This is a genomic window from Frigoribacterium endophyticum (assembly GCF_011759585.1).
GTDB lineage: Bacteria > Actinomycetota > Actinomycetes > Actinomycetales > Microbacteriaceae > Frigoribacterium > Frigoribacterium endophyticum.
Genome location: NZ_JAAOYV010000002.1, coordinates 693,071 through 719,253, shown reverse-complemented (window position 1 = coordinate 719,253; position 26,183 = coordinate 693,071). Strand labels below are relative to the sequence as shown.

General features: G+C 73.7%; 24 protein-coding genes. 12 read left to right on the top strand and 12 right to left on the bottom strand.

Annotated features, from left to right (window positions below; translation table 11 throughout):
* Positions 1-25: 25 nt before the first annotated feature.
* Positions 26-1,321 carry a DUF4032 domain-containing protein gene (locus FHR77_RS10635; protein ID WP_056057045.1) on the bottom strand — a complete coding sequence of 432 codons (1,296 nt, stop codon included), beginning with the start codon at positions 1,319-1,321 and terminating at the stop codon, positions 26-28.
* Positions 1,322-1,455: 134 nt separating this feature from the next.
* Complete coding sequence (locus FHR77_RS10630) at positions 1,456-2,556, bottom strand: ABC transporter ATP-binding protein (RefSeq protein ID WP_056057042.1); 1,101 nt, start codon at positions 2,554-2,556, stop codon at positions 1,456-1,458.
* A gap of 308 nt (positions 2,557-2,864) precedes the next feature.
* Here FHR77_RS10630 and FHR77_RS10625 point away from each other — a divergent pair, with 308 nt between their 5' ends.
* The gene (locus FHR77_RS10625) at positions 2,865-3,827 is read left to right on the top strand and encodes a DsbA family protein (protein WP_167260176.1); all 963 of its coding nucleotides are present in this window, start codon (positions 2,865-2,867) and stop codon (positions 3,825-3,827) included.
* 43 nt (positions 3,828-3,870) lie between these two features.
* Here the strand turns inward: FHR77_RS10625 and FHR77_RS10620 are convergent, their stop codons facing one another.
* Positions 3,871-4,464, bottom strand: a complete 594-nt coding sequence (locus tag FHR77_RS10620; protein ID WP_082514587.1) for a metallophosphoesterase family protein — start codon at positions 4,462-4,464, stop codon at positions 3,871-3,873.
* A 31-nt stretch (positions 4,465-4,495) separates the two neighbouring features.
* Between FHR77_RS10620 and FHR77_RS10615 the strand changes: the two genes are divergently transcribed.
* From FHR77_RS10615 to FHR77_RS10600, 4 genes are all read left to right on the top strand, one after another.
* On the top strand, positions 4,496-5,272 hold the full coding sequence (locus FHR77_RS10615) for a glycosyltransferase family 2 protein (protein WP_341777326.1): 777 nt from the start codon (positions 4,496-4,498) through the stop codon (positions 5,270-5,272).
* A 165-nt stretch (positions 5,273-5,437) separates the two neighbouring features.
* Positions 5,438-6,571 carry an AI-2E family transporter gene (locus tag FHR77_RS10610; protein ID WP_167260171.1) on the top strand — a complete coding sequence of 378 codons (1,134 nt, stop codon included), beginning with the start codon at positions 5,438-5,440 and terminating at the stop codon, positions 6,569-6,571.
* Between the two features lie 272 nt (positions 6,572-6,843).
* Positions 6,844-8,619 carry an MDR family MFS transporter gene (locus FHR77_RS10605; RefSeq protein ID WP_167261332.1) on the top strand — a complete coding sequence of 592 codons (1,776 nt, stop codon included), beginning with the start codon at positions 6,844-6,846 and terminating at the stop codon, positions 8,617-8,619.
* Complete coding sequence (locus FHR77_RS10600) at positions 8,600-9,115, top strand: MarR family winged helix-turn-helix transcriptional regulator (protein ID WP_167260169.1); 516 nt, start codon at positions 8,600-8,602, stop codon at positions 9,113-9,115. The genes FHR77_RS10605 and FHR77_RS10600 overlap by 20 nt, the downstream gene beginning before the upstream one ends.
* 144 nt (positions 9,116-9,259) lie before the next feature.
* Here FHR77_RS10600 and FHR77_RS10595 read toward each other — a convergent pair whose 3' ends face one another.
* On the bottom strand, positions 9,260-10,303 hold the full coding sequence (locus FHR77_RS10595) for an alcohol dehydrogenase catalytic domain-containing protein (protein WP_167260167.1): 1,044 nt from the start codon (positions 10,301-10,303) through the stop codon (positions 9,260-9,262).
* A gap of 223 nt (positions 10,304-10,526) precedes the next feature.
* Positions 10,527-11,468: an ROK family protein gene (locus FHR77_RS10590; RefSeq protein WP_167260165.1), complete on the bottom strand. Its 942-nt coding sequence runs from the start codon at positions 11,466-11,468 to the stop codon at positions 10,527-10,529.
* Between the two features lie 57 nt (positions 11,469-11,525).
* On the opposite strand from FHR77_RS10590, the gene FHR77_RS10585 reads away from it, so the two are divergent.
* Entirely contained in the window at positions 11,526-12,428 is a 903-nt protein-coding gene (locus tag FHR77_RS10585; protein ID WP_167260163.1) for a carbohydrate kinase family protein, read from the top strand.
* Positions 12,429-12,435: 7 nt separating this feature from the next.
* Here FHR77_RS10585 and FHR77_RS10580 read toward each other — a convergent pair whose 3' ends face one another.
* The 3 genes from FHR77_RS10580 to FHR77_RS10570 all read right to left on the bottom strand — a co-directional run bounded on the left by FHR77_RS10580 (position 12,436) and on the right by FHR77_RS10570 (position 15,015).
* Positions 12,436-13,437: an NADP-dependent oxidoreductase gene (locus tag FHR77_RS10580; RefSeq protein WP_167260161.1), complete on the bottom strand. Its 1,002-nt coding sequence runs from the start codon at positions 13,435-13,437 to the stop codon at positions 12,436-12,438.
* A 153-nt stretch (positions 13,438-13,590) separates the two neighbouring features.
* Positions 13,591-14,484, bottom strand: coding sequence for a KPN_02809 family neutral zinc metallopeptidase (ypfJ, locus tag FHR77_RS10575; RefSeq protein WP_167260159.1), 894 nt, complete (start codon positions 14,482-14,484; stop codon positions 13,591-13,593).
* 81 nt (positions 14,485-14,565) lie between these two features.
* Positions 14,566-15,015, bottom strand: coding sequence for a DUF5997 family protein (locus FHR77_RS10570; RefSeq protein ID WP_056057024.1), 450 nt, complete (start codon positions 15,013-15,015; stop codon positions 14,566-14,568).
* Between the two features lie 179 nt (positions 15,016-15,194).
* Between FHR77_RS10570 and FHR77_RS10565 the strand changes: the two genes are divergently transcribed.
* From FHR77_RS10565 to FHR77_RS10550, 4 genes are all read left to right on the top strand, one after another.
* Positions 15,195-15,917, top strand: coding sequence for a LysR substrate-binding domain-containing protein (locus tag FHR77_RS10565; protein WP_167260157.1), 723 nt, complete (start codon positions 15,195-15,197; stop codon positions 15,915-15,917).
* Between the two features lie 148 nt (positions 15,918-16,065).
* Positions 16,066-16,542 carry a DUF1905 domain-containing protein gene (locus tag FHR77_RS10560; RefSeq protein ID WP_167260155.1) on the top strand — a complete coding sequence of 159 codons (477 nt, stop codon included), beginning with the start codon at positions 16,066-16,068 and terminating at the stop codon, positions 16,540-16,542.
* A 132-nt stretch (positions 16,543-16,674) separates the two neighbouring features.
* The gene (locus FHR77_RS10555; protein ID WP_056057022.1) at positions 16,675-16,884 is read left to right on the top strand and encodes a hypervirulence associated TUDOR domain-containing protein; all 210 of its coding nucleotides are present in this window, start codon (positions 16,675-16,677) and stop codon (positions 16,882-16,884) included.
* A gap of 11 nt (positions 16,885-16,895) precedes the next feature.
* The gene (locus tag FHR77_RS10550; protein WP_056057020.1) at positions 16,896-17,135 is read left to right on the top strand and encodes a hypothetical protein; all 240 of its coding nucleotides are present in this window, start codon (positions 16,896-16,898) and stop codon (positions 17,133-17,135) included.
* 27 nt (positions 17,136-17,162) lie between these two features.
* Here the strand turns inward: FHR77_RS10550 and FHR77_RS10545 are convergent, their stop codons facing one another.
* On the bottom strand, positions 17,163-18,485 hold the full coding sequence (locus tag FHR77_RS10545) for an MFS transporter (protein WP_167260153.1): 1,323 nt from the start codon (positions 18,483-18,485) through the stop codon (positions 17,163-17,165).
* A gap of 151 nt (positions 18,486-18,636) precedes the next feature.
* Between FHR77_RS10545 and FHR77_RS10540 the strand changes: the two genes are divergently transcribed.
* Positions 18,637-19,344 (top strand): TetR/AcrR family transcriptional regulator, encoded by a 708-nt coding sequence (locus FHR77_RS10540; protein WP_167260151.1) that lies wholly within the window; start codon positions 18,637-18,639, stop codon positions 19,342-19,344.
* A gap of 3 nt (positions 19,345-19,347) precedes the next feature.
* On the opposite strand, the gene FHR77_RS10535 is transcribed toward FHR77_RS10540, so the two are convergent.
* A complete protein-coding gene (locus FHR77_RS10535; protein WP_167260149.1) occupies positions 19,348-20,190 on the bottom strand; it encodes an ABC transporter permease in 843 nt (280 codons plus the stop codon).
* Positions 20,187-21,218: an ATP-binding cassette domain-containing protein gene (locus FHR77_RS10530; protein WP_167260147.1), complete on the bottom strand. Its 1,032-nt coding sequence runs from the start codon at positions 21,216-21,218 to the stop codon at positions 20,187-20,189. The genes FHR77_RS10535 and FHR77_RS10530 overlap by 4 nt, the downstream gene beginning before the upstream one ends.
* Before the next feature lie 190 nt (positions 21,219-21,408).
* Between FHR77_RS10530 and FHR77_RS10525 the strand changes: the two genes are divergently transcribed.
* A complete protein-coding gene (locus tag FHR77_RS10525; protein ID WP_167260145.1) occupies positions 21,409-24,972 on the top strand; it encodes a bifunctional proline dehydrogenase/L-glutamate gamma-semialdehyde dehydrogenase in 3,564 nt (1,187 codons plus the stop codon).
* A 117-nt stretch (positions 24,973-25,089) separates the two neighbouring features.
* Here the strand turns inward: FHR77_RS10525 and FHR77_RS10520 are convergent, their stop codons facing one another.
* On the bottom strand, positions 25,090-26,073 hold the full coding sequence (locus FHR77_RS10520; protein WP_167260143.1) for an NAD-dependent epimerase/dehydratase family protein: 984 nt from the start codon (positions 26,071-26,073) through the stop codon (positions 25,090-25,092).
* Positions 26,074-26,183: the final 110 nt, after the last annotated feature.

The following is a 26,183-nucleotide window of genomic DNA, read 5'->3' as shown; positions in this document are numbered from 1 at the left end:
TGGTCGCGGAAGGCGCCGCGTCGGGTCAGACCTTGGAGCGCCAGTCGTCGTCGTCGTCCTCGGCCTCGAGCAGCTCGGCGTCGGGCAGGGTGATCGACTCGGTGGCCGGGTCGATGACGGTGCGCTCGTCACGGCGGTGCCGCAGCACGTCGTTGATGTACGACGTCAGCGCCTCGGCGATGGGCACGTCGCGGTTCTCCTGCTGCGAGCGGTACCAGCGGTGCTCGAGCAGCTGGTGGAAGACCTCCGCCGGCTCGAGGCGGCCGCGGAGGTCGCGGGGGATGGACCGGACGACCGGCTCGAACACCCGGGCGGCCCACTCGTGCGCCACCATCTCCTCGTCCGCGTCGGTGTTGCCGGTGCGCAGCCGGTAGGCGTCGAGGTCGTTGAGGAGGCGCCGGGCCTGGTTCTCCTCCACGTCGAGGCCGGTGAGGCGCAGCAGGCGGCGGGAGTGGTGGCCGGCGTCCACGACCTTGGGCTGGATGCGCACCTGGGTGCCGCCCTCGGCCGTCTTGATCGCGAGCTCCTCGATGTCGAAGCCGAGGTCGTTGAGCCGCTCGACCCGGTCGGTGATGCGCCAGCGCTCCGAGCTGGAGAACGTCTCGCTGCCGGTCAGCTCCGTCCAGAGGCTGCGGTACTTCGCGACGATGCCGTTGCTGACGTCGACGGCGTCGAGGTTGTCGTCGAGGCGCCCGCCGGCCTCGAGGTCGAGCAGCTCGCCGGCGATGTTGACGCGGGCGACCTCGAGGTCGTTCTCGCGCTGGCCGTTCGAGAGCCCGCCCGGGTAGAGCTTGCCGGTCTCGGCGTCGACCAGGTAGGCCGCGAAGGCGCCCGCGTCGCGCCGGAAGAGCGTGTTCGAGAGCGAGACGTCGCCCCAGTAGAAGCCGATGACGTGCAGGCGCACGAGCAGCAGGGCCAGCGCGTCGACGAGCCGCTTCGCGGTGTCGGGGCGGAGGGTCTGCGAGTACAGCGCCCGGTAGGGCAGCGAGAACTTGAGGTGCCGCGTGACGAGCACGGGGTTGAGGGGCGAGCCGTCGACGTCGCGCCGGTTCGTGATGACCGCCAGGGGGTCGACGCAGGGGATGTCCATCCGCTGCAGGGTGCGGAGCATCTCGTACTCGCCCCGGGCCATCTCGCCCGAGGTCTCCTTGATCGCGATCACGTAGCCGCTGAGGTGCGCGAAGCGCACCAGGTGCCGCGAGATGCCCTTCGGCAGGGCCGCGATGGCCTCGTCGGGCCACTCGTCGAGGGGGAGGGACCACGGCAGGTCGAGCAGCGCCGGGTCGACGGTGGCCGAGGTGATGTTGAGGGAGTCGCTCATGGGTCTTCTCTGGTCGGACGGCCGGGGCGCGCCGGGCGATCGGGTGTGGTCGGGGGCGGAACGGACGATCGGCCCGCCGGGTCGCTCGGAGAGGTTCTCCTGGCGACGCGACGGGCCGATCGGGGGTGCGGGGGCTACGCGCTGACGACGGCCTTGTCGCCGAGGCGCTGGCCGCTCTCGGTGTCGAAGACGTGCACGTGGTGCGCCTGCGGCGTGATGTAGATCGTGTCGCCGAGGCCCGGGTGGTTGCGACCGTCGACGCGCACGACGATGTCGACGCGCGCGCCGTCGACCTCGGTGTGGCCGTAGAGGTAGCCGTCGGCGCCGAGCTCCTCGACCACGTCGACCGTGACCGCGAGGCCCTCGCCGGTGGTGTTGACCACGACGTCCTCGGGGCGGACGCCCACGGTGACGCTCTTGCCGTTGGCCTGGCCGACGGTGTCGCGGTCGACCGAGGTGACGGCCGTGCCGAACTTGATGCCGCCGTCGACGACGTCGGCGGGCAGGAGGTTCATGGCCGGCGAGCCGATGAAGCCGGCGACGAAGACGTTCTGCGGCTTCTCGTACAGGTCGCGGGGCGTGCCGACCTGCTGCAGGACGCCGTCCTTGAGGACCGCGATGCGGTCGCCCATGGTCAGGGCCTCGGTCTGGTCGTGGGTGACGTAGACCGTGGTGACGCCGAGGCGACGCTGCAGGGAGGCGATCTGGGTGCGGGTCTGGACGCGGAGCTTGGCGTCGAGGTTCGACAGCGGCTCGTCCATGAGGAAGACCTGGGGCTGGCGCACGATGGCGCGGCCCATGGCGACGCGCTGACGCTGACCACCGGAGAGGGCCTTGGGCTTGCGCGAGAGGTAGGGCTCGAGGTCGAGCAGCTTCGCGGCCTCGAGGACGCGGGTCGCGCGCTCCTCCTTGCCGACGCCGGCGATCTTGAGCGCGAAGCCCATGTTCTCGGCGACGGTCATGTGCGGGTACAGCGCGTAGTTCTGGAACACCATCGCGATGTCGCGGTCCTTCGGCGGCACGTCGGTGACGTTGCGGTCGCCGATGAAGATGTCGCCGCTGTTGACCTCTTCGAGGCCGGCGAGCATGCGGAGGGTGGTCGACTTGCCGCAGCCCGAGGGGCCCACGAGGACGAGGAACTCGCCGTCGGCGACCTCGAGGTCGATCGCGTCGACCGCTGCGCGGGTCGAGCCGGGGTAGAGACGGGTTGCCTTGCTGAACGTCACGGACGCCATGATTCGTTTCTCCTTCACCGGCAGGTACGTGCCGGACGATCCGTTGTGAATGGACGGTGATCAACCGTGTTGGTCGACGATGACCACCGCGCCTCAGCATGCCACAGAACGGCCCCTGGCAGGGCCCCCGGACGGGTGGCCGGAGGGGGGTCGGGGGGATGGTGTCCGGACATCTCCCAGCGCGCTCTCCTAGGATCACGGGGGGCCGGAGGCGCGCCACGTGCTCTCCGACCCGCTCCGCCCTACCCGTCTGCCCCTCAACGACGCGACGCCCCGACCCCCGTCGCGCATCGGAGAACCGCACCCCCATGACTGAGAACGACAAGTCGCTGACCAAGAACCAGCGTCGGGCCGCCGCCCGCGAGAAGGCGCAGCTCGCCCGCAAGAAGCAGAAGCGCCGTCAGCGGACGAGCCGCTGGGTGCTGCAGGGCGGCCTCGGCCTGGTCGTCGTCGCGATCGTCGTCGGCGTCGTCCTGGTCATCACGAACAGCATCAAGCCGGCCGGCCCCGGCCCCGCCAACATGGCCAGCGACGGCATCCGCATCGGCCAGGACTTCGTCGCGCAGACGACCCCCGCGCTCGACGCGGGCGACGAGCCCGTCGCGACGGAGACCACGGCGGCCTCCGACACCGTCGACATCGTCGTCTACCTCGACTACCTCTGCCCGATCTGCGGCCAGTTCGAGGCGGCCAACAACGACTACATCGCCGGCCTCGTGTCGTCGGGCGCCGCGACGGTCGAGTACCACCCGATCGCGATCCTGACCAACAGCTCGCTGGGCACGAAGTACTCGAACCGAGCCGCGAACGCCGCCGCCTGCGTCGCGAACTACTCGCCCGACTCCTTCTTCGACTTCAACACGGCCATGTTCGACCAGCAGCCGGAGGAGGGCACGCGCGGCCTCGACGACTCGCAGCTCGCCGACATCGCCACGGGCGTCGACGGCGTGCAGCAGGCCTCGGCGATCGAGACCTGCATCGACGACCAGGAGTTCGCCTCCTGGGTCAGCGCCTCGACCGAGCGCGTGCTCGACGGGCCGCTGCCGAACAGCGACGTCGAGACCTTCCGCGGCACGCCCACCGTCCTCGTCAACGGCCAGCAGTACGACCCGAGCCTGCCGTTCACCAACGAGGAGTTCCGCAACTTCGTCGTGACCGCGGCCGGCAACAGCTACTCCGACTCGGCGACGTCGACGGCCACGCCGACGCCCGAGCCCACCGAGTCGGCACCGGCCGAGACGCCGGCCCCGGCCGAGACTCCCGCCTCCTAGCCGCGGCGACTTCCCGGCCCGACCGCCCCGGCTCGCGTCGCCGTCAGTCGCGGCGGCGCGGGTGGGGCACGATCACGTCGATCTCCCGCACCGGCCCCGCGGGCAGGTCGGCCCGGCGCGACCGGGTCGTCGGCCGGAGCGGCAGCTCGTGCAGCACGACGTCGCGCACGGTGCCCGCGTCCAGCACGAGGCTGAGGTACGTGGCCCGCGGCTGTCGCCGCTTGTCGGTCGGTGACCCGGGGTTGAGCAGGCGCGTGCCGGAGGCGGTGGTCGAGTCCCACGGGATGTGGCTGTGGCCGAAGAGCAGCAGGTCGGTCTCGGGGTGGAGGCGGTCCGCCCGCGCCTCCCGCGCCTCCTTCTGTCCCGTCTCGTGGACGACGGCGACGCGGACGCCGTCGATCGTCTCGCGAGCCACCTCCGGCAGCCGGGCCCGGAGCTCGTCGCCGTCGTTGTTGCCCCAGACGCCGACCAGGCGTCGGGAGCGCCGCTCGAACTCGTCGAGGATCGCGGTGCCGGTCCAGTCGCCGGCGTGCACGACGACGTCGGCGGCCTCGACCGCCGCCCAGAGCTCGTCGGGCACGGCGCGGGCCTTCTGCGGCACGTGGGTGTCGGACACGACGACGACGGTGGTGGTCACCGGCCCAGGCTAGGCGCGGTTGACTGGGCCGGTGCGAGTCTCCGTCGTGATCCCGGTCCGTGACGACGCGCGGCACCTCGAGGCCTGCCTCCGGTCGCTCGCGCGCCAGACGCGGCTGCCCGACGAGGTGCTCGTGGTCGACAACGGCAGCACCGACGACACCGTGGCGGTCGCGACCGCGGCGGGTGCGCGCGTCGTCACCGAGCCCGTCGTCGGGATCGCGGCCGCCGCCTCCACCGGGTACGACGCCGCGACCGGCGACCTGATCGGCCGCTGCGACGCCGACAGCGTGCTGCCGCGCACCTGGGTCGCCGAGCTCGCGGGCACCCTCGAGGCCGACGGCGACGTGCTCGCGGTCACGACGAACGCCCGCTTCTACGACGCGCCCGTGGGGGCCCAGAGGCTGCTCTCGGCGGCGTACGTCGGCGCGTACCACTGGCTCGTGGGCTCGGCGCTGGCGCACTGGCCGTTGTTCGGGTCGACCATGATGATGCGCCGGTCGGCGTGGGCCGCCGTGAGCGACGTCGTGCACCGCCGCGACACGGGGCTGCACGACGACATGGACCTCGCCCTCCACCTCGGCGACCTGGCGCCGACGCGGGGCGGCCGCCTCGTCTACCGGCGCGACGTCGTGGCCGGCATCTCGGCGCGCCCGTTCGACCGGGGCGCCGACCCGGGGCTGCGGACGCGGCGCGCGCTGCGGGTCTTCGCGGTGCACGGGCGCTCGGGGGTGCCGTTCACCCGCTGGTGGCGGGCCGACCCGCTGCGCACGCGCGCCGTCTGGCGTCGTCTGCGGCCCCGCGCCTGACGGGCCCCGCGGCTCCGCCCGGCGGCTCCTCTCCCGTCGCCCGCGTGGCTGGTGGCCCTCCGGGCCCCTCAGGTAGTTCGATGAGACGGTCGTGCACCGCACGACGTCGTCGCACGCCCTCCGGCCGCGCACCATGACCACCACACAGAACGACGAGGACGAACCGTGGGACTCTTCCGCACCAAGGACGCCGAGGTGGTCGAGCACAACGCCGCCGTCCAGAGCAGCATCTGGACCGACGCGTTCGGCCGCCTGGCGATCCGCAGCCTGCAGATCATCGCCGTCGTCGTCGTCGGCATCGCCGTGATCTACACCTTCCTCTCGCTGAGCCTCGTCACCCTGCCGGTGCTGCTCGCGCTGATCTTCGCCTCGGCGATGTACCCGCTGATCGCCTTTCTCCGTCGGCACCGGGTGCCGAGCCTCCTCGCCACGATCATCGCCCTGCTCGGCGTCGTGGTCGTGCTGGGCCTCGTCGGCTGGCTGCTCGTCTGGGCCGTCGAGAACCAGGCGGCCTCCCTGGCGAAGTCGGCCACCGAGGGCTTCGACCAGCTGCAGGACTGGATCACCACCCTGCCGTTCTCGATCACCGACGACCAGATCGAGTCCGTGCGGAACACCGTCGTCGACTTCGTGACGAGCGCGCAGTTCGGCTCGGGCGCCCTCGCCGGCGCCAGCGCGATCGGCAGCTTCGCGACCGGCCTCGTGCTGATGATCGTCGTGCTGTTCTTCTTCCTCAAGGACGGCCCGGCAATCTGGGAGTTCCTCCTCCGCCCGTTCAAGGGCGAGCAGTACGCCCGGGCCCGCCGCATCGGCGACAAGACGGTCGCCACCCTCGGCGGCTACGTGCGCGGCACGGCCACCGTCGCCGCCGTCGATGCCATCGGCATCGGCGTCGGCCTCGCGATCATCGGCGTGCCGCTGGCGCTGCCCCTGGCCGTGGTCGTCTTCCTCACCGCCTTCATCCCGCTCGTCGGCGCCACCGCCGCGGGCATCCTCGCGGCGCTCGTCGCCCTGGTGGCCAACGGCCCCGTGGCCGCCATCTGGGTCATCGCGGTCGTCGTGCTCGTCAACCAGCTCGAGGGCAACTTCCTCCAGCCGGTGCTGATGGGCCGCACCCTGCAGCTGCACGGCCTCGTCATCCTGGTCGCCCTGACCGCCGGCACCATCCTCGGCGGCGTCGTCGGCGCGGTCATCGCCGTGCCGCTGATGGCCGTGGTCTGGGGCATCACGCAGGTGTGGAACGGCGAGCACCAGCCGGCGGAGATGTTCCGGAAGAAACGGCCGGAGGAAGTGCGCTAGCCCGCGAGGGCCTGCCGGAGGCGCGGTGTGCGGAGGACGCACACCGCGCCTCCGTCCTGTGCGGACGGAGCCCGGGAAAAAGTCTGCACGATCTGCAGCGAGATGGTTGCGTTCCGTCAACTACGGCGTATGGTTGACGTTCAGCAACTACCTGACCAACGGCGGTCAGCGACCCCCATCTCAGAACGACCACGGAGCGCACCTTGTCGCAGACCACCACCGCCGCGGGCACGAAGCCCGCGGCTCCCCACGAACCGGGCGAAGCGCCCGGCATGAGCCACCGCGAAGTCCTCACGGCCCTGTCGGGCCTGCTGATGGGCATGCTCGTGGCGATCCTCTCGTCGACCGTCGTGTCGACCTCGCTGCCGCGCATCGTCAGCGACCTGAACGGCAGCCAGACCTCGTACACCTGGGTCATCACCGCCACGCTGCTCGCGACGACCGTCAGCACGCCCCTCTGGGGCAAGTTCTCCGACCTGACGAACCGCAAGGTGCTGCTGCAGGTGGCCCTCGTGCTGTTCGTGCTCGCGTCGGTCGCGGCCGGCTTCTCGCAGGACACCGCGACGCTGATCACCTTCCGCGTCTTCCAGGGCCTCGGCGCCGGCGGCCTCACCGCCCTGGTGCAGGTCGTCATGAGCGACATCATCAGCCCGCGCGAGCGCGGCCGGTACATGGGCTACCTCGGCGCCGTGATGAGCGTCGGCACCATCGGCGGCCCGCTGCTCGGCGGCGTGCTCACCGACACCATCGGCTGGCGCTGGAACTTCTTCGTCGGCGTGCCCGTCGGCATCGCCGCGCTGATCGTCATCCAGCGCACGCTGCACCTGCCGGCCAAGCCGAAGAAGAAGGTCGTCGTCGACTACTGGGGCGCCGGGCTGATCGCCGGCGGCGTCTCGCTGCTGCTCATCTGGGTGTCGCTCGGCGGCAAGCAGTTCGAGTGGGCCTCGGCCACCAGCTGGCTGATGGGCCTGGGCGCGGCCGTGCTGCTCGCCCTCGCCGTGGTCGTGGAGTTCCGCTCGAAGGAGCCGATCATCCCGCTCACGCTGTTCAAGAACCGCACCTTCACCTTCGCGGTGATCGCCTCGCTGAGCGTCGGCGTCGCGATGTTCGGCACCAGCGTCTTCCTCGGCCAGTACATGCAGCTGGCCCGCGGCCAGTCGCCGACCATGGCGGGCATCCTGACCCTGCCGATGGTGCTCGGCCTGCTGATCTCGTCGATGGTCGCCGGTGCGCTCATCTCGAAGTACGGCAAATGGAAGCCCTACATGATCGTGGGCTCGATCCTCCTCGCCGCCGGCCTCTTCCTCATGTCGACCATCGAGTACGACACGAACTTCGCCGTCGTCTCCGTCTTCATGGCGATGATGGGGCTCGGCATCGGCATGGTGATGCAGAACCTCGTGCTCGTCGTGCAGAACTCCGTCGACGTGAGCGTCGTCGGCGCCGCCTCCTCGAGCGTCGCGTTCTTCCGCAGCCTCGGCGGCACGATCGGCGTCTCGGTCATGGGCGCCGTGCTCGGCACGAAGGTCTCGGGCTACATCACCGACGGGCTCACCGACGCCGGCGTCGACCCGAGCGCGCTCGGCAGCGGCGAGTCGACCACGAGCATCCCCGACCTCAGCACCGTGCCCGGCCCGATCCGCACCATCATCGAGTCGGCCTACGGCCAGGGCGTCGCCGACGTCTTCCTCATCGCGGCCCCGCTCGCGATCATCACCATCGTGTTCGTCTGCCTGCTGCCGAACGTCGAGCTCGGCACGAAGTCGGGCATCCAGCGCGCCGCCGCGGCCGGCCCCCAGGGAGGCGCGGCACCGGTCGACGGAGCCGCCGCCTCCCCGGCGACCAAGGGCGCCGCGGCGACCGCCGGGCTCGCGCCTGCGGTCTCGAGCGCCCCGGCCGAGGCGCAGCCGCGCACCGGGACCGTCGATACGATCATCGCGACCGGGGCCGCCGAGGTGGCGGGCCACCCCGTGTCCGACGACGAGCTGAGCGAGAGCCCGGTGTTCTCGTCCCTGGTCGAGGAGAAGGATGTCGCAGCCGATCGATGACGGCCAGCCGGGAGGCGCGGTGCTCGACGCCCCGCGCCTCCCCGAGGCCGACGACGAGGGCCGAGAAGGCCTGATGGCCAGCGTGGTCGACGAGATCGGCTCGCTCATGGTGGAGGCCAAGCGCACCATCGCCGCCGCGGCCTCCCGCTTCGACCCCGACGTGCCGCCGACGGCGTTCTACGTGCTGCGCTACGTGATGAAGCACCAGCCCTGCACGGCCGGCGAGATCGTCCGTGCGATGGCGATGGACAAGGGCGCCGTGAGCCGGCAGGTCGCCCTGCTGCGCGACGCCGGGTTCGTCGACGTCGTGGCCGACGCCTCCGACGGCCGGGTCTCGATGCTCCGGAGCACCGAGCGGGCCGAGGCGCGGATGCTCGAGGTCCGGCACGAGAACCGCGCCGTGTTCCGCAGCCACGTCGAGGGCTGGACGGACGACGAGCTCGCCCAGTTCTCGGGCTGGCTGCACCGCTTCAACACGCCCGCCGGCCCGCGGTAGGCGACCCGCGACTCCTCGGGGCCGACGGCGGGCGAGCCCGACGCCGACGGGCCGACGCGGTCGCCCGGTGTCGGCGGACCCGCCCGGGGACGACGACGGCCCCCTCCCTGGTCGGGAGGGGGCCGTCGTCGTGCTGCGGAGCGACTAGATCGTGGCGGTGTCGATCACGAAGCGGTAGCGCACCTTGCTGGCGACGACGCGCTCGTAGGCCTCGTCGACCTGGTCGGCGCTGATCGTCTCGATCTCGGCGCCGATGTGGTGCTCGGCGCAGAAGTCGAGCATCTCCTGCGTCTCGCGGATGCCGCCGATGTTGGAGCCGGCGAGGCTGCGACGGCCCATGATGAGCGAGCCGGCGCGGAACGACTGCGGGTTCTCGGGCAGGCCGACGAAGACCATGGTGCCGTTGAGGCGCAGCGTGCGGGCGTAGGCGTCGATGTCCATGTCGGCCGAGATCGTGTTGATGATCAGGTCGAACGAGCTCTTCAGCTCGTCGAAGGTCGACGGGTCGCTCGACGCGTAGTAGTGGTCGGCGCCGAGCTTGAGGCCGTCCTCCTGCTTGGAGAGCGTCTGGCTGATGACGGTGACCTCGGCGCCCATGGCGTGCGCGATCTTGACGGCCATGTGGCCGAGCCCGCCCATGCCGACGACGGCGACCTTCGTGCCGGGGCCGGTGCCCCAGTGCTTCAGGGGCGAGTAGGTGGTGATGCCGGCGCAGAGCAGCGGCGCGGCCTCGTCGAGGGCGATGCCCTCGGGGATCGACAGCACGTAGTTCTCGTTCGCGACGATCTGCTTGCTGTAGCCGCCGTAGGTCTCTTCGCCCGTGTACTCGCGGCCGTTGTAGGTGGGCACGTTGCCCTTGACGCAGAACTGCTCCTCGCCCGCGAGGCAGTTCTCGCACTCGCGGCAGCTGTCGACGAAGCAGCCGATGCCGACGCGGTCGCCGACCTTGTGCTTCGTGACCTCGGAGCCGACCTCGGTGACGACGCCGGCGATCTCGTGGCCGGGCACCATCGGGAAGATGGCCTTGCCCCACTCCTCGCGGGCCTGGTGGATGTCGCTGTGGCAGATGCCGGCGAAGGCGATGTCGATCTGCACGTCGTGGGCGCCGACGTCGCGACGCTGGATGGTGCTGCGCTCGAACGAGGCGCCGGCCGAGGCGGCGACGAGAGCGGGGACGGTGGTGGGCACGGGGTTACCTCCGGGGGTTGCGGGTGTCTCGCGCGCCTGTGGGCGCGCTGATCTCCGACGACGCTGTGGGGGACGACACGAGCCTAGGCGCGCCTCCTGGGGGGCTGCTCCTGCCGGGAACCGTTCTCAGATCCCGGGCGCGGCGGGGCTCGCGGCTCTTCTGGGGAGGCGCGGGAGGGCTCGGGTCAGCGGGGGAGGCGTGGGTCAGCGGGGGAGGCGCGGGTCAGCCGAGCAGGCCGGCCTGCCACACGAGCGCGGCAGCCCCGACGAGCGGGCTCTCGTCGCTCAGCCCGGAGCGCACGACGCGCACCCGCCGCGCGTAGTGGTTGACCGGGGCCTCGTCGACGGTGCGGCGGACGAGGTCGAGGTAGTCGGCGCTGACGCGGGAGAACCCGCCGCCGATCGCGACGACGTCGAGGTCGAGCAGGGTGCTGACCGACGACACGGCCTCGCCGACGGCGTTCGCCGAGCGGCGCACGGCCGCGACGGCGAGGGGGTCGCCCTCGAGGTAGCCGGCCGCGAGGTCCTCCCCGCGCTCGCCCTGCCAGCCCTGCGCGCGGGCCCACGCCACGACGTTGGGGCCGGAGGCGATGACCTCGAGCGTCGCCGCCGAGGCGTTCTGGCCGGCGGGCCGGTCGGCGATCTGGATCTGGCCGATGTGCCCCGCGTTGCCGGTGCCGCCCGAGAGCAGGCGGCCGTTGACGATGAGGCCGCCGCCGACGCCGGTCGAGACCGTGATCGCGAGGGCGTTGTCGGCCCCCTGCGTCGCGCCGACCCAGTGCTCGGCCAGGGCGAGGCTGACGCCGTCGAGCCTCAGCGTGACCGGGGCGTCGGGGGCGACGACGCCCGCGACGAGCTCGGCGACCAGGTCGCGGAGCGGGAAGCCGCGCCACGAGGGGAGGTTGATGGGCGAGACCGTGCCGCGCACGAGGTCGACCGGGCCGGCGCTGCCGATGCCCGCGCCGACGACGACGTCGTCGGGCCCGACCGCGGCCAGGGCGTGCGCCACGACGTCGCGCACCGCCCCGGCCAGCTCGTCGCTGCTCGAGGCGCGGCCGGTCGGGCGGCGGTCGCGGCTGCCCGGGGCGAGCGTGCCGTCGGCGGCCACGAGGGCGGCCTCGACCTTCGTGCCGCCGACGTCGACGGCGAGAGCGTAGTCAGTCACGGCGACAGCGTACCGGGGCCCGTCGCCCGTGACGGCGGGCCTCGGTAGGCTGCCCGCATGGACCAGACCGCAGGCCGGGTCGTCGTCGTCGGCGACGCCCTCATCGACGAGATCCGCACCCCCGCCGGCTCCGACGACCACGTCGGCGGTGCCGGCCTCAACGTCGCCGTCGGCCTCGCCCGGCTCGGCGTGCCGACCACCCTGCTCGCCTCGGTGGGCGACGACGCCGACGGTGCGGCGATCCGCGCGCACCTCGCCGAGCACGGCGTCGAGCTCGTGGCGACGGTCAACGCGTTCGGCACCGGCCGCGCGGTCTCCGAGCGCGTCGACGGCGAGCCGAGTTACTCGTTCACCGAGGCCGCCGTCGCGCGGGGCCTCGACTTCTCGCCCGAGCAGGTCGCGGCGATCACCGTGGCGCCCCTCGTCGCCGTCAGCTCGTACCCGTTCGACGACGCCTGGCTCACCGAGCGCCTGCTGCAGCACGTCGGCGCCGAGCCGCCGCGGCTCGTGGTCGACCCGAACCCGCGGCCCGGGTTCCTCCGCGACGTCGACGACTTCCGCGCCGGGTTCGCCCGTGCGGCCGCCGTCTCGCTGCTCGTCAAGATCGGCTCCGACGACGCCGAGCTCGTGGCGGGCACCTCGCTCGAGGGCTGGCAGGAGGCGCTGCTCGCGTCGGGCGCCGGCGCCGTGCTGGCCACGCGGGGCGCCGACGGGGCCGACCTCCAGCTCGCGGGCGGCCCGGTGCTGCACCGCGACGTCGCCGTCTCGGCGGGCGAGGTCGTCGACACGATGGGCGCGGGCGACGCGACCTTCGCGTCGATCGTCGCCAGCCTGCTCGCGGGCACGAGCGGCCCCGGCTCGACCGACTGGGCTGCCGCGCTGACCGACGCCATGGCGGTCGCCGCGGCGACGGTGCGCGCGCCGGGGGCGCTGCTGCGCCGCCCCGGCGACGAGAGCTAGGAGCGCGTCAGTCCCGCGCCTCCGCGACGGCCCTGGCCTTGCCCGACAGGTACCAGTGCGACCGCGCGCCGGTCTCGACCGGCTGCATGCCGACGACGACCTTGCCGCGGGAGTGCTTCTCGGCGAGGTCGTCGAACGCCTGCGCCACCGCATCGAACGGGTAGAAGCCCGAGATGAGCACGCGCACCTTGTTCTCGGCGATCAGCTTGGCGAGGGCGCCGAGGATCATCGCCGGCTCGGCGTCGTCGCGCTCGGCCGTGATGAAGCGCACCTCGACGTCGAGGCGGTCGTCGCTCGAGCTGAACCGGCTGGCCGGCACGCCGAGGGCGGTCGCGAGCTCCGGGTTGTCGCCGCCGTGGTTGTCGATGAACGCCGTGACGGGGCGCGTCACCGCCGCCTCGATGCGCTCCTGGATGCCCTCGCCGTAGGTGATCGGGATCACGCCGATCGACCGCAGGTAGTCGTGGTTGCGGGGGCTGCAGGTGCCGATCACGGTCGCGCCCGCGGCCTTCGCGAGCTGGCACTCGATGTGCCCCACGCCGCCGGCCGCGGCGGTCACGACGACGACGTCCTCCGCGCCGAGGTGCAGCCCGCGGACGATGTCGTAGGCGGTGACCCCGGCGAGGTAGAGGCCGCCGGCGACCTCCCACTCGACGTTCATCGGCTTCTTGACGACCGCCGTGGCGGGCACGGTGACCCAGGTCGCGTGCGCCCCGCCGCCGATCGAGTGGCCGAGCACCTCGGCCCCGATCGCGAGGTCGCGCACCGCGGCGCCGCGCTTCTTGACGATGCCCGCGAAGCAGGAGCCCTGCCGGGCGGGGAACTCGAGGGGGAGGCGGTCGACGAAGTCGCCCTGCCGGATGAAGTTCTCGATGTGGTTGAGCCCCGCCGCCACGACCTCGACGACGACCTCGTCGTCGGCGGGGACGGGGAGCTCCTGGGCGACGAAGTGCAGCTCGTCGATGTCTCCGTACCGGTCGAACTCGACCGCCTTGCCCGAACGTGCCATGTCGTGCCTCCTCGCAGCGTGCCCTGAGTCTGCTCCCGGTGGGGGACGACAGGTCGGGAGCTGGCTGGGAGTTCTCACGGAGCGGCCAGTGGTCGTCGACCGGCTGGCGACGCGGACGGCCGCAGCGTGGTCGCGGGGGCGGCCCCGCGCCTCCTACAGCTGGGCGGCGGGGACGCTGAACGTGTCGCAGGCCCCGGGGCCCCCGGCGCGCCCGGCCTCGAACCAGCGCTGACGCTGCTCGGCCGAGCCGTGCGTCCACGTGTCGGGGTCGACCTGGCCGCTCTGCGCCTGGATGCGGTCGTCGCCGACCGCGGCCGCCGCGTCGAGGGCGTCGGCGACCTGGGCGTCGGTGACCGGCTCGAGGAAGGTCGTGCCCTGGTCGTCCTGGATGGTGGAGGCGGCGCCGACCCACGCGCCGGCGTAGCAGTCGGCCTGGACCTCGAGCCGGATGGTGTCGGAGCCCGGCCCGGTCGCGCTGCGGTCGGCACGGTCGAACGCCCCGGTCAGCTGCTGGATGTGGTGGCCCCACTCGTGGCCCACGACGTACATCTGGGCGAGCGGGCCGCCCGTCGCGCCGAACTGGTCGCGCAGCTGCTGGAAGAAGTCGGTGTCGACGTAGAGGGTCTGGTCGGGCGGGCAGTAGAACGGGCCGGTCGCGCTCGAGGCCGAGCCGCAGCCCGTGTCGACGGCGGCCGTGAAGAGGGCGAACTCGGGCGTCACGTACTGCGCTCCGAGCTGCGGGGCCGCGGTGGCCCAGTAGGTGTCGAGGGAGTCGGCGGCGCCGGCCATGCGGCACTGGACGTCCTCGTTGGCCTGCGCACCGGTGGTGCAGTTCGCGACGCCCTGCTCGCCGGACTGCCCACCGCCGTCGGAGCCGGTGCCGCCGCCGAGCAGGCCGCTGACGTCGACGCCGGTGAACTGCCCGATCAGCACGACGATGATCACGCCGACGACGCCGACCCCGCCGCCGGCGACGCCGATCGTGCGGCCGCGGCCTCGCCGCGTGACCTTGCTGCTGTCGATGCGGGCGTCGTCGTTGAAGGACATGGCTCAGAAGCTACGCGACGGGGGAGCCCGCCGCCCGCCGCCCGGGGCGAGCCGGGGTGGGGCGGGCGGGGCGGGGCCTGCCTACTTGCCGGAGCGCTCGGCCTCGCGGCGCTCCGCCTCGTCGCGCTCGGCGCGCAGGGCGGCGCGGCCGGCGTCGCGGTCCTTGACGCGCTGCTCCTCCTCGCGCACCTCGGCCATGTTGGCGCGCTCGGTGACGAGCCAGGCCGGCATCTGCTCGAGCAGGGCGTGGATCTCGTCGGTGGTCAGCGCCTCCTCGACGCCGCCCCGGGCGAGGCCCGAGATGGTGACGCCGAGCTTCTGCGCGACGACGGGGCGGGGGTGCGGGCCGGTGCGGCGCAGCTCGGCCAGCCACTCGGGCGGGTTCGCCGTGAGCTCGGCGAACTCGTCGCGCGTGATCGGGGTCGACTGGAACGACTCGGGCGTCGCCGGCAGGTGCACCCCGAGCTTCTTCGCGGCCGTGAAGGGCTTCAGGGTCTGCGGGGCCTTGCCGCGGGGGGTCTCGTCGCTCATCCGCCCAGGGTACCGGCCCGGCACCGTGCGGCCGCGAACCACGTCCTCGCACCGGGACCGCGCCGCGGCGGGGTCCCGGTGCGAGGACGTGGTGCATCAGGGCGGCGGCGGCGGCGGCGGGCGAGGGCGGCGGCGGCGGGCCCGCCGGTGCGCGACGGGGGCACCGGTAGCCTGGGCCGATGACGACCGAGCCGACCCGCGCTTCCTTCCGCCTGGCATTCGTGCCCGGGGTGACGCTCGCGAAGTGGTCACGGATGTGGGAGGAACGGCGCGGCGACCTCCCCCTCGACGTCGTCGAGGTCGACGGCGACGAGCCCCTCGCGGCCCTCGGCGGCGACGACCCGGTCGTGATGCTGCTCGGCCGTCTGCCGCTGCCGACCGGCGACGACTTCTCGGTGATCCCCCTCTACGAGGAGCGGATCGTGGTCGTCGTGCACAAAGAGCACCCGATCGCGGCGCTCGGCAAGGAGGAGGAGGTCGCGCTCGCCGACCTCGACGGCGAGCATCGCCACGACCTCGACCCCGCCCTCTCGCTCGCCGAGGCCGTGGCCGTCGTCGCCACGGGCGCCGGCGTCGCCGTCATGCCGCAGTCGCTCGCCCGCCTGCACGGCGTCAAGGGCACCACGCACCGCTTCGTCGCCGACCTCGACCCCACGACGATCGCGCTGGTCTGGCCCGACGGCCAGCTCGACGACGACATCGACGACTTCATCGGCGTCGTGCGCGGCCGCACCGCCAACAGCAGCAGGTCGAGGAGGCGCGAGGACGAGCCCGCACCGGTGAAGGCCCGCAAGGGGTCGGCTCCCGACCCACGCGGTGCCGGCTCGAAGAAGACGCCGGCCAAGGGCCGCGGCGGGCCCCAGCGCGGCACCGGCCGCAGCCGCCCGCGCCGCAGCCGCTAGCCGCGCCGCGCCGCGCCGCGCGCCAGCGCACCCCGTTCCGTTCATCGCACCCCGCTCTGCGGGGGTGCGGTGAACGGACCGGGGTGCGTCCGTCGGCGGGTGCCCGCAGGCTGGTGGCCGCCTGCGCCGCCGCCTTAGGATCGCGACCGTGAGCACCCCCGCCGACGGCCCGGCCGCCCCCGCACCCGTCACCTTCACCACGACCGTGCACCAAGCGCGCGTGTCGGCCACCGGCCTGGTCGTCCCGCCCGAGGTCGTCGCCGCCCTCGGCGCGGGCGGCCGCCCCCCGGTCGTCGTCACCGTCGCGGGCCACACCTACCGCAGCACCGTCGGCGTCATGGGCGGGCTGTCGCTCGTGCCGCTGTCGGCCGCCCACCGCACCGCGGCGGGCGTCGAGGGCGGGCAGCAGGTGGAGGTGACGCTGGCGCTCGACACGGAGCCCCGCACGGTCGAGCTGCCCGCCGCCCTCGACGAGGCGATCGGCGGTGACGATGGGGCCCGCGCCTCCTGGGCGGCCCTCCCTCCGGGCAAGCAGAAGGCGATGGCGCTCTCGGTCACCGACGCGAAGACCGAGGCCACCCGCGCCCGGCGGGTCGAGGCGGCGCTCGCCGCTCTGCGCCCGTAGGCCGCGCCCGGCCGTCGTCGTACCCCTCCTCCCGACGAGCCGAGAACCCCGGGGAGGCGCGGCGTAGCGTGCACGGCACCGCACCATCACCGACCCGCGGCTCGACCCCGGGCCGCCAGCCAGGAGGCAACGATGACGTTCAGCAAGGGCGACCACGTGACGTGGAACACGCCGCAGGGCGAGACCCACGGCACCGTCAAGGAGAAGCGCGTGAAGGAGTTCGAGTTCGACGGCCAGACCTTCAAGGCCTCGGGCGACGAGCCGTACTTCATCGTCGAGTCCGACAAGTCCGGGTCGGAGGCGGCCCACAAGGAGTCCGCCCTGACCGCCGCGAAGAAGTAGGAGCGAAGACCATGGCAGACCTCACCGACGTCGTCTGGAACGACGAGGCCCGCGACAAGATCCTCACCGACGCCGACCGGGTCCTACAGGAGGCCGTCCGCGACGTGGCCGCCGAGACCGGCGAGGGCGACTCGTGGGAGGACGCCTTCGCGGCCCTCAACGAGCGCCTCAAGGGCCGCTTCATCGACTACGAGCCCGGCCCGGACGTGCGCAAGTACGCCGAGGCCATCGTGCGCGGCGACTACCGCTGACCGGGCGACGACGGGGGCGGTCCGACCTCAGGGTCGGGCCGCCCCCGTCGCGTCCGCCGGGCCCGCGTCCGCCGGGTCGGCGCGCCCGGGCTGCCCGGCGGGCACGAGCGGTGCGTCGACCCGACGCACCCGCGGCGTCGCGGCGACGGCGAGGGCGACGACCGTCACGAGCCCCGCGAGGGCGGTGAGAGTCAGCGGTTCGCCGATCACCCGAGACAGCGGCCCGACGGCGAGCTCGCCCGCGGGCATCCCGGCGAGCGACGCGAGCGTCAGGCAGGCGAAGACGCGCCCCAGGTACGAGCGCGGCACCTGCAGCTGCACGGCCACGTCGAGCGGCACGGTGAAGACCTCGAGGCCCACGCTGGCGACGAACAGCCCGACGCAGAGCCAGAAGAACCAGTGCAGCGGGTCGATCAGGGGCGGGTCGAGCACGTACGGCAGGTCGACCAGCGTGCCCGCCAGCAGCATCAGCGGTGCGACGAGCGCGACGGCCCCGAGCGCCGCGGTGGCCAGGCGCAGCCGACCCCGCAGCGACCCCGCCCAGACGGCGCCCACCACGAGCCCGGCCGTCTGCACGGCTCCCGCGAACCCCCACGCGACGCGCCCGAACGACTGGTCGGCGATCAGCGGGCCGAGCACGTGCACCCCGCCGGCGAACGCGAACTGGTAGACGAACGTCAGCACGACGGTCGCGGTGAGCCAGCGCGAGCGGGAGACGAACGCGACGCCGGCGGCCAGGTCGCGCAGCAGCGAGGCCCCGCCGGAGGCGCGGGACGGCCCGCCGGGGACGCGCACGAACACGACGGCCGCCGCCCCGAACAGCACGGCCCCGACGATCAGCCCCGTGCCCGTGCCGAACACCCCGACGAGGGCGCCGCCGAGGGCCGTGCCGACGACGAGGCCGGCGTTCATGCTCGTGCGCGCCAGCACCGTCCCGTCGCGGACGGCCTCGTCGGGCACGACGTCGCGGAGCAGCGCGCTCGTCGCGGGGCCGAAGAACGCGGCGGCGGCCCCGTTGACCGCCGCGGCGACGGCGAGGGTGACCATGGTCTCGCGGTCGGCGAGGAGGAGCACGCCCGCCACGGTGAGCGACGCCGCGGAGAGCACCGACGAGCCGACGGTCACGACGCGACGGGGCAGGCGGTCGGACACCGCGCCTCCCACGAGGACGAGCACGACGTTCGGCACGGAGCGGGCGGCGACGACGAGGCCGACGCCCACCGCGTCGGCGCCGAGGTCGATCGCCGCGAAGACGAGGGCGAGGGGCGCGAGCCCGCTGCCGACCCACGACAGCAGCCGCCCGACCCACAGAGCGCGGAACGCCGGGATGCGCAGCAGCGACCATCTCACCCGGCGCACTCTACGCGCGGCGGCCGCGAGCTCCCCCCGGGGCCTGCGGCCCGTGCCCGCCCGCCGCCCGCGCCCACCTCGCCCCGGCCGCCGCCCTGCGCGCGGCGTCACACGCCGCCGCCGCGCGGGCGCCCGACCTAGGCTGGGCGCGATGAGCGCCGAGACCGACGACCCCGTCGCCCGCACGCCGGGCCGCTACCGCAAGGGCATCGCCAAGCGGGAGGCGATCCTCGACGCCGCCCTGCCGGTGTTCGGCAAGGTGGGGTTCCACGGCGCGTCGCTCCGCGAGGTCGCCCGGCAGTGCGGGGTGTCGCACCAGTCGCTGATGCACTACTTCCCGACGAAGGACGCCCTGCTGATGGCGGTGCTCCGCCGCCGCGACGAGCGGCTGCGCCAGCACTTCGACGACGTCGGCGGCATGCGCCTCGCCGAGCTCGTCGAGCTGGCCGAGTACAACGTCGACGTGCCCGCGGTCATCTCGCTGTTCATCACGGCCTCGGCCGAGGCCACGTCGAGCGACCACCCCGCCCACGACTACTACGCCGACCACTACGACCGCATCGTGTCGTCGACGTCGGCGTACCTCGGCGTCGCCGAGCGCCGGGGCTGGCTGCGCGACGGCTTCACCGCCGAGACCGCGGCCCGCGTCGTGCTCGCCGTGCAGGACGGCCTGCAGCTGCAGTGGCTGTACCGCCGCGACGAGGTGCACGTCGCCGAGACGATGAGGCTCGTCGTGGCGACCGTGCTCACGGTGCCGACCGACGAGCTCGACGCCGCCGTGCGGGCCGAGGTCGTCGACCGCGACCGGGGCGACGCGCTCACCCGGCCCGCAACTCCTGCCCGGCCCGCGACTCCCTGAGCCCTACTTCGAGCTGATCCGCTGGAACTTCCGCACCGCGAGCGGTACGAAGACGACGAGCATCACGCCGATGCCGACGAGCACCGTGAGGTAGGGGTGCTGCAGCGTCCAGATGTCGGGCACCGGGGTGCTGCCGACGTTGCCGAACGACTGCCGGGCGGCCTGCACGAGCGCCGAGACGGGGTTCCACTCCGCGAAGACGCGGAGCACCGTCGGCAGGGTGTCGCTCGGCACGAACGCGTTCGAGATGAAGGTGAGGGGGAAGAGGATCATGAACGACGCGTTGTTGATCGTCTCCGGCGTCTTGACGCTCATGCCGAGCAGGGCCATCACCCAGCTGAACGAGTAGCTGAAGAGCAGCAGCAGGGCCACCCCGCCGACGAACGACAGGGGCGAGGCGTTCACCCGCCAGCCGACGGCCAGCCCGGTGAGCATCATGATCACCATCGAGATGCTGTTCAGCACGAGGTCGCTGGCCGTGCGCCCGATGAGGACGGCGGAGGCGCTCATCGGCAGGGTGCGGAAGCGGTCGATGATGCCCTCCTTCAAGTCCTGCGCCATGGCGGCGCCGGAGAAGGTCGAGCCGAAGACCACGGTCTGGGCGAAGATGCCCGCCATGAGGAACTGCGTGTAGTCGGTGCCCTCGACGGAGATGGCGCCGCCGTAGACCTGGCTGAACAGCAGCACGAACATGATCGGCTGCAGCACGGCGAAGATCAGCATGTCGGGCGAGCGCTTCACCTTGATCAGGTTGCGCTTCGTCACCGTCCAGCCGTCGGACGCCCAGGTGCCGAGCCCGGCGCTCGACGACGGCACGAGGGTCTGGGTGAGGGCCGTGGCGGTCATCGGCGGGCCTCCTTCTCCCGGGCCGACCGGCCCTTCCGACCGGTCGGGGCGCCGGCGTCGTCGGGGGAGTCGTCGTCGGCCACGGCCCTCCGCCCGGTCAGCTGGAGGAAGACGTCGTCGAGGGTGGGGCGGCGCATGCCCGCGTCGTGCAGCTCGATGCCCGCCGCGCCCAGGTCGGCCAGCGACCGCTGCAGCGCGGTGGGGCCGTCGGTCACGGCCACCTCGACCTGTCGCCCGTCGCCGCTGACCGTGGGCTCGGCGTCGCCGTGCCGCCGCAGCACCTCGACGGCCTGGCTCGAGCGAGCCTCGTCGACCAGCGCCACGACGAGCCGGTGGCCGCCGACCTGCGCCTTGAGGTGGTCGGCCGTGCCCTCCGCGATGACGCGGCCCTCGTCGATGACGGCGATGTCGTCGGCGAGGCGGTCGGCCTCCTCCAGGTACTGGGTGGTCAGCAGCACCGTGGTGCCGCCCGCGACGAGCGACGTGATGATCTCCCACAGGGCGAGGCGGCTGCGGGGGTCGAGGCCCGTCGTCGGCTCGTCGAGGAAGAGCACGCGGGGGTTGGTCACGAGGGCGCCCGCGAGGTCGATGCGCCGTCGCATGCCGCCGGAGAAGCCCTTGACCGGGCGGTCGCCGGCGGCGCTCAGGTCGAAGACCTCGATCAGCTCGCGCGCCCGCTGCCGCGACACCTTCGCGCCCAGGTGGTAGAGCCGGCCGATCATGTCGAGGTTCTCGAAGCCGGTGAGGTTCTCGTCGACCGCCGCGTACTGGCCCGAGACGCCGATCGTGCGGCGGGTGGCCTGCGGGTCGGCGACGACGTCGATGCCCGCGATCGTCGCCGTGCCCGCGTCGGGCACCTCGAGGGTGGTGAGCATCTTCACCGTCGTGGTCTTGCCCGCGCCGTTGGGGCCGAGCAGCGCCTTCACCGTGCCCTCGGGCACGACGAGGTCGAGCCCGGTGAGCGCGTGCACCGGCCCGGACTTCGAGCGGTACGTCTTCGTCAGGCCCCGCGCCTCGATCATCGCCATGGTGGCCTCCGCCGGTCGCCGGGCCGCCACCGAACGCCTCGGTGCGGTCCCGTGCTGGGCAGCAAAATATCAGCCCGCGGGGCCGTGCGCCAGTGACGATCCGTCGGCTGGGGAGGGCTCGTCGGCGCGCCACGTTACGGTCTCGTGACGAACCTTGCCAGGTGGCAAGTTCTGGTCGTACCGTTCTCGCATGACCTCCCTCGACCAGACGGCCGGGCCGTCCTCCGCTCCCTCGACGACGAGCCCCGCGGCCGGCAGCGCCGCCCCCGCCGGGTCGCCGGCCCTGCCCGCCGACCTGGGCGCCGCCTCCGTCGCCCTCGCCCGCCGCTGGGCGCAGGAGGCGTCGCGCGCCCCCAGCACCGGCTCGGCCCAGCTGCTCGCGCAGGTGCTCAAGGACGAGTCGGGCCTCGCGTTCACCATCGGCTTCGTCGACCGGGTCGTCCGCCCGGAGGACCTCAGCGTCGCCGCCCGCAACCTCGCCGGCCTCGCGCACCGCGTGCCGGCCTTCCTGCCCTGGTACATGCGCCTCGCCGTGCGCTGCGGCGGCGTGCTCGCCCCGGTGCTGCCCGGCGTCGTCGTGCCGGTCGCCCGCCGCGTGCTGCGCGGCATGGTCGGCCACCTCGTCGCCGACGCCCGCCCGGCGAAGCTCGGCGCCGCCATCTCGGGCATCAAGCGCGAGGGCACCCGCCTCAACCTCAACCTGCTCGGCGAGGCCGTGCTCGGCGACGGCGAGGCCGAGCACCGCCTGGCCGGCACGCGCGCCCTGCTCGCCCGCGACGACGTCGACTACGTCTCGATCAAGGTGTCGTCGATCGTCAGCCAGCTCTCGATGTGGGCCTTCGACGAGACCGTCGAGCGCGTCGTCGAGAAGCTCACCCCGCTCTACGAGCTCGCCGCCCGCTCCGCCCGGCCGAAGTTCATCAACCTCGACATGGAGGAGTACCGCGACCTCGACCTGACCATCGCGGTCTTCACGCGCCTCCTCGACCAGCCGCGGCTGCGCGGGCTCGAGGCCGGCATCGTGCTGCAGACCTACCTGCCCGACGCGCTCGGCGCCCTGCAGCACCTCACCGAGTGGGCCACGGCCCGCGTCGACGCCGGCGGCGCCGCGATCAAGGTGCGCGTCGTGAAGGGCGCCAACCTCGCGATGGAGACCGTCGACGCGACCCTGCACGAGTGGCCGCTCGCGACCTACGGCACGAAGCAGCAGAGCGACACGAACTACAAGCGCGTGCTGGCCTGGGCGCTCACGCCCGAGCGCACGCGCGCGGTGAAGGTCGGCGTCGCCGGCCACAACCTCTTCGACATCGCCTTCGCGCACCTGCTCGCGACGGCGCGCGGCGTGCACGACCGCGTCGAGTTCGAGATGCTGCTCGGCATGGCCGAGGGCCAGGCCGAGCTCGTCAAGGCCGACGTCGGCGGGCTGCTGCTCTACACGCCCGTCGTGCACCCCCGCGAGTTCGACGTCGCGATCAGCTACCTGATCCGTCGGCTGGAGGAGAACGCCTCGAGCGAGAACTTCATGTCGGCCGTCTTCGAGCTCGCCTCGAACGAGGCCCTGTTCGCCCGGGAGGAGGGCCGGTTCCTCGCCTCGCTCGCCGAGGTCGACGACGTCGTGCCCGCGCCCCACCGGGTCCAGAGCCGCCTCGAGGAGGCGCGGGGCGCCTCCCCGGAGCCGGTCGCCGGCGCCTCGGCCCCCTTCGAGAACGAACCCGACACCGACCCGGCGCTCGCCGCGAACCGGGCGTGGGGCCGCGAGATCCTGGGCCGGGCCCGCACCAGCACGCTCGGCACCGCCGCGATCGAGGAGGCCCGCGTCACGGACGCCGCGACGGTGGACGAGATCGTCGCGGGCGCCGTCGCCGCCGCGCCCGGCTGGGCCGCGCTCGGCGGCCGCGGCCGCGCCGAGGTGCTGCGCCGTGCGGCCGCCTCGCTGCGCGCCCACCGCGCCGACCTGATCGAGGTCGCCGCGAGCGAGACCGGCAAGACGATCGCGGAGGGCGACGTCGAGGTCAGCGAGGCCGTCGACTTCGCCACCTGGTACGCCCACCTCGCCGAGCAGCTCGACGAGGTCGACGGCGCCGAGTTCGTGCCCGCGCGCCTCACGGTGGTCACCCCGCCGTGGAACTTCCCCGTCGCGATCCCGGCCGGCTCGGTGCTGTCGGCGCTCGCCGCGGGCAGCAGCGTCGTCATCAAGCCGGCCGGCCAGGCGAAGCGCTGCGGCGCCGTCATGGTCGAGGCCCTCTGGGAGGCGGGCGTGCCCCGCGACGTGCTGCGGCTCGTCGACGTCGAGGAGGGCGAGCTCGGCCGGCACCTCGTCGCGCACCCGTCGGTCGACCGCGTCGTCCTGACCGGGGCCTTCGAGACCGCCGCCCTGTTCCGCTCGTGGCGTGACGACCTCCCGCTGCTCGCGGAGACCAGCGGCAAGAACGCCGTCATCGTCACGCCGAGCGCCGACCTGGACCTCGCCGCGGGCGACGTCATCAAGTCGGCCTTCGGCCACGCGGGGCAGAAGTGCTCGGCGGCGAGCCTGGTGATCCTCGTCGGGTCGGTCGGCAGTTCGGAGCGGTTCCGCCGTCAGCTCGTCGACGCGGCCTCGACGATGCGCGTCGGCTACCCGACCGACCCCACGACGCAGATGGGCCCGATCGTGGAGCCCGCCGCGGGGAAGCTGCTCGGCGGCCTCACGACGCTCGGCGCGGGGGAGTCGTGGCTCGTCGAGCCGCGGCAGCTCGACGACTCGGGCCGGCTCTGGACGCCCGGCATCCGCGCCGGCGTCCGCCCGGGCAGCGAGTTCCACCTCACCGAGTACTTCGGGCCCGTGCTCGGCGTGATGACGGCCGAGACCCTCGACGAGGCGATCGAGCTGCAGAACGCGACCGACTACGGCCTCACGGCCGGGCTGCACACCCTCGACGCCGCCGAGCTCGGCACCTGGCTCGACCGGGTCGACGCCGGCAACCTGTACGTCAACCGCGGCATCACCGGGGCGATCGTGCGCCGCCAGCCGTTCGGCGGCTGGAAGAAGTCGTCGGTCGGCGCCGGGGCCAAGGCCGGCGGGCCGAACTACCTCGTGCACCTCGGGTCGTGGACGCCCGGCGAGCTCACCGGCCCCCAGGAGGCGCGGCCCGGCCAGGCCGTCTCCGCCGCCCTCTCGGCCGCGGCGCCCCTGCTCGCCGACCCCGCGCAGCGGGCGGCGGTGGCCGCGGCCGCCGCCTCCGACGAGCAGCACTGGGCCGACGAGTTCGGCGTCGCCCGCGACGTCAGCGCCCTGGGCCTCGAGCGCGACCTGCTGCGCTACCGCGCCCTGCCGGTGACCGTGCGCGTCGCCGAGGGGGCCTCGCCCGCCGACGCCGTGCGGGTGCTGCTCGCCGGGCTGCGTGCCGGGGCTCCGCTCACCGTGTCGACGTCGATCGGCCTGCCCGCCGGGCTCGCCCCGGCCCTCGGCCTCGCGGCCGGCTCGCTCGTCGTCGAGGACGACGCGACCTGGCACGACCGGGTGCGCGCGGGTGCGGTGCAGACCGAGCGCGTGCGGCTGGTGACCGGGGTGCGCGACGCGGGAGGTGCCTCCTCGGTGCCGGCCGCCTCGGAGCTCGCCTCCGCGCTCGGCGGCGACCCCGCCGTCGCGGTGTTCGCGGCCCCGGTGACGCCGTCGGGCCGGCTCGAGCTGCTGCCGTTCCTCCGCGAGCAGGCCGTGTCGATCACGGCGCACCGCTTCGGCAACCCCGACGCGTGGAGCGAGGGCGTGATCTAGCTCGCAGCGAGGTGCCCCGATCTGGGCCCCGGGCGCTGCTCAGGGCCCCGATCGGGGCACCTCGTTCGTACTCGGCGCACCGCACCGCACCGCACCGCACCGCACCGCGTCGCCCCGTCAGACGGCGGGCGAGCCCGCGGCGTACCAGGACGCGAGACGGCGCAGGCCCTCGTCGAGGTCGACGGCCGGCGCCCAGCGCAGGTCGTGCTGCGTGCGGCGCTGGTCGAACCAGTGCGCGGTCGACAGCTGCTCGGCGAGGAACCTCGTCATCGGCGGCTCGTCGTTGCCCGGGCGCACGGCCCAGGCGCGCTCGACCAGCGACCCTGCGGCCCGGGCCACCCCGGCCGGGACGCGGAGGCGCGGTGCCGGCACCCCGGCCGCGGCGCAGATGCCGCCCATCAGGTCGGCGACCGTGCGCGGCTCGCCGTTCGTCAGCACGTACGCGCCGCCCGACACGGCGTCGACGCGCTCGAGCGCGGCGGCGATGCCCGAGGCGGCGTTGTCGACGTAGGTCGAGTCGATCAGCGCCGCGCCGTGGTCGAGCAGCGGCAGGCGGCCCGAGCGGGCGCGGTCGACGATGCGCTCGACGAGCTGCGTGTCGCCGGGGCCCCAGACGAGGTGCGGGCGCACGGCGACGACGCGCAGGTCGGGGCCGGCGGCGGCGAGGGCGAGCCGCTCGGCGGCGGCCTTGGTGCGGGCGTAGTGGCCGCGGGCGTGCTCGGGCGAGGCGGGCTCCGCGTCGTCGCCGACGATCGAGGCTCCGCCGTGCGCGACCGACGGCGACGACACGAACACGAGGCGGGGCACGCGGGAGGCGCGCATCGCCTCCACCAGCGACCTCGTGCCGTGCACGTTGACGGCCTCGAACTCGGCGGGGGCGCCCGCCAGCGAGACCTTCGCGGCCAGGTGCACCACCGCCTCCTGCCCCTCGACCGCGGCGGCGACGGCAGCCGGGTCGGTCATCGACCCGGCGACGTCACGAGCGCCCGGCACGCCCGAGGGCCGACGCTGGAACGTGGTCACCTCGTGCCCGGCGGCGGCCACGGCCCGCGCGACGGCGCCGCCGAGCAGGCCGCTCGCGCCGGTGACGAGCACCCTCACGGCGTTGCCCCCGCACGGGCGGCCGCGACGGCGGGCGTGTGCGACTCGGGCGGTCGTGCGTCGACGCCCGGGACGGTCGAACCCGCCCGTGCACCGTCGGGCGAGCCCGC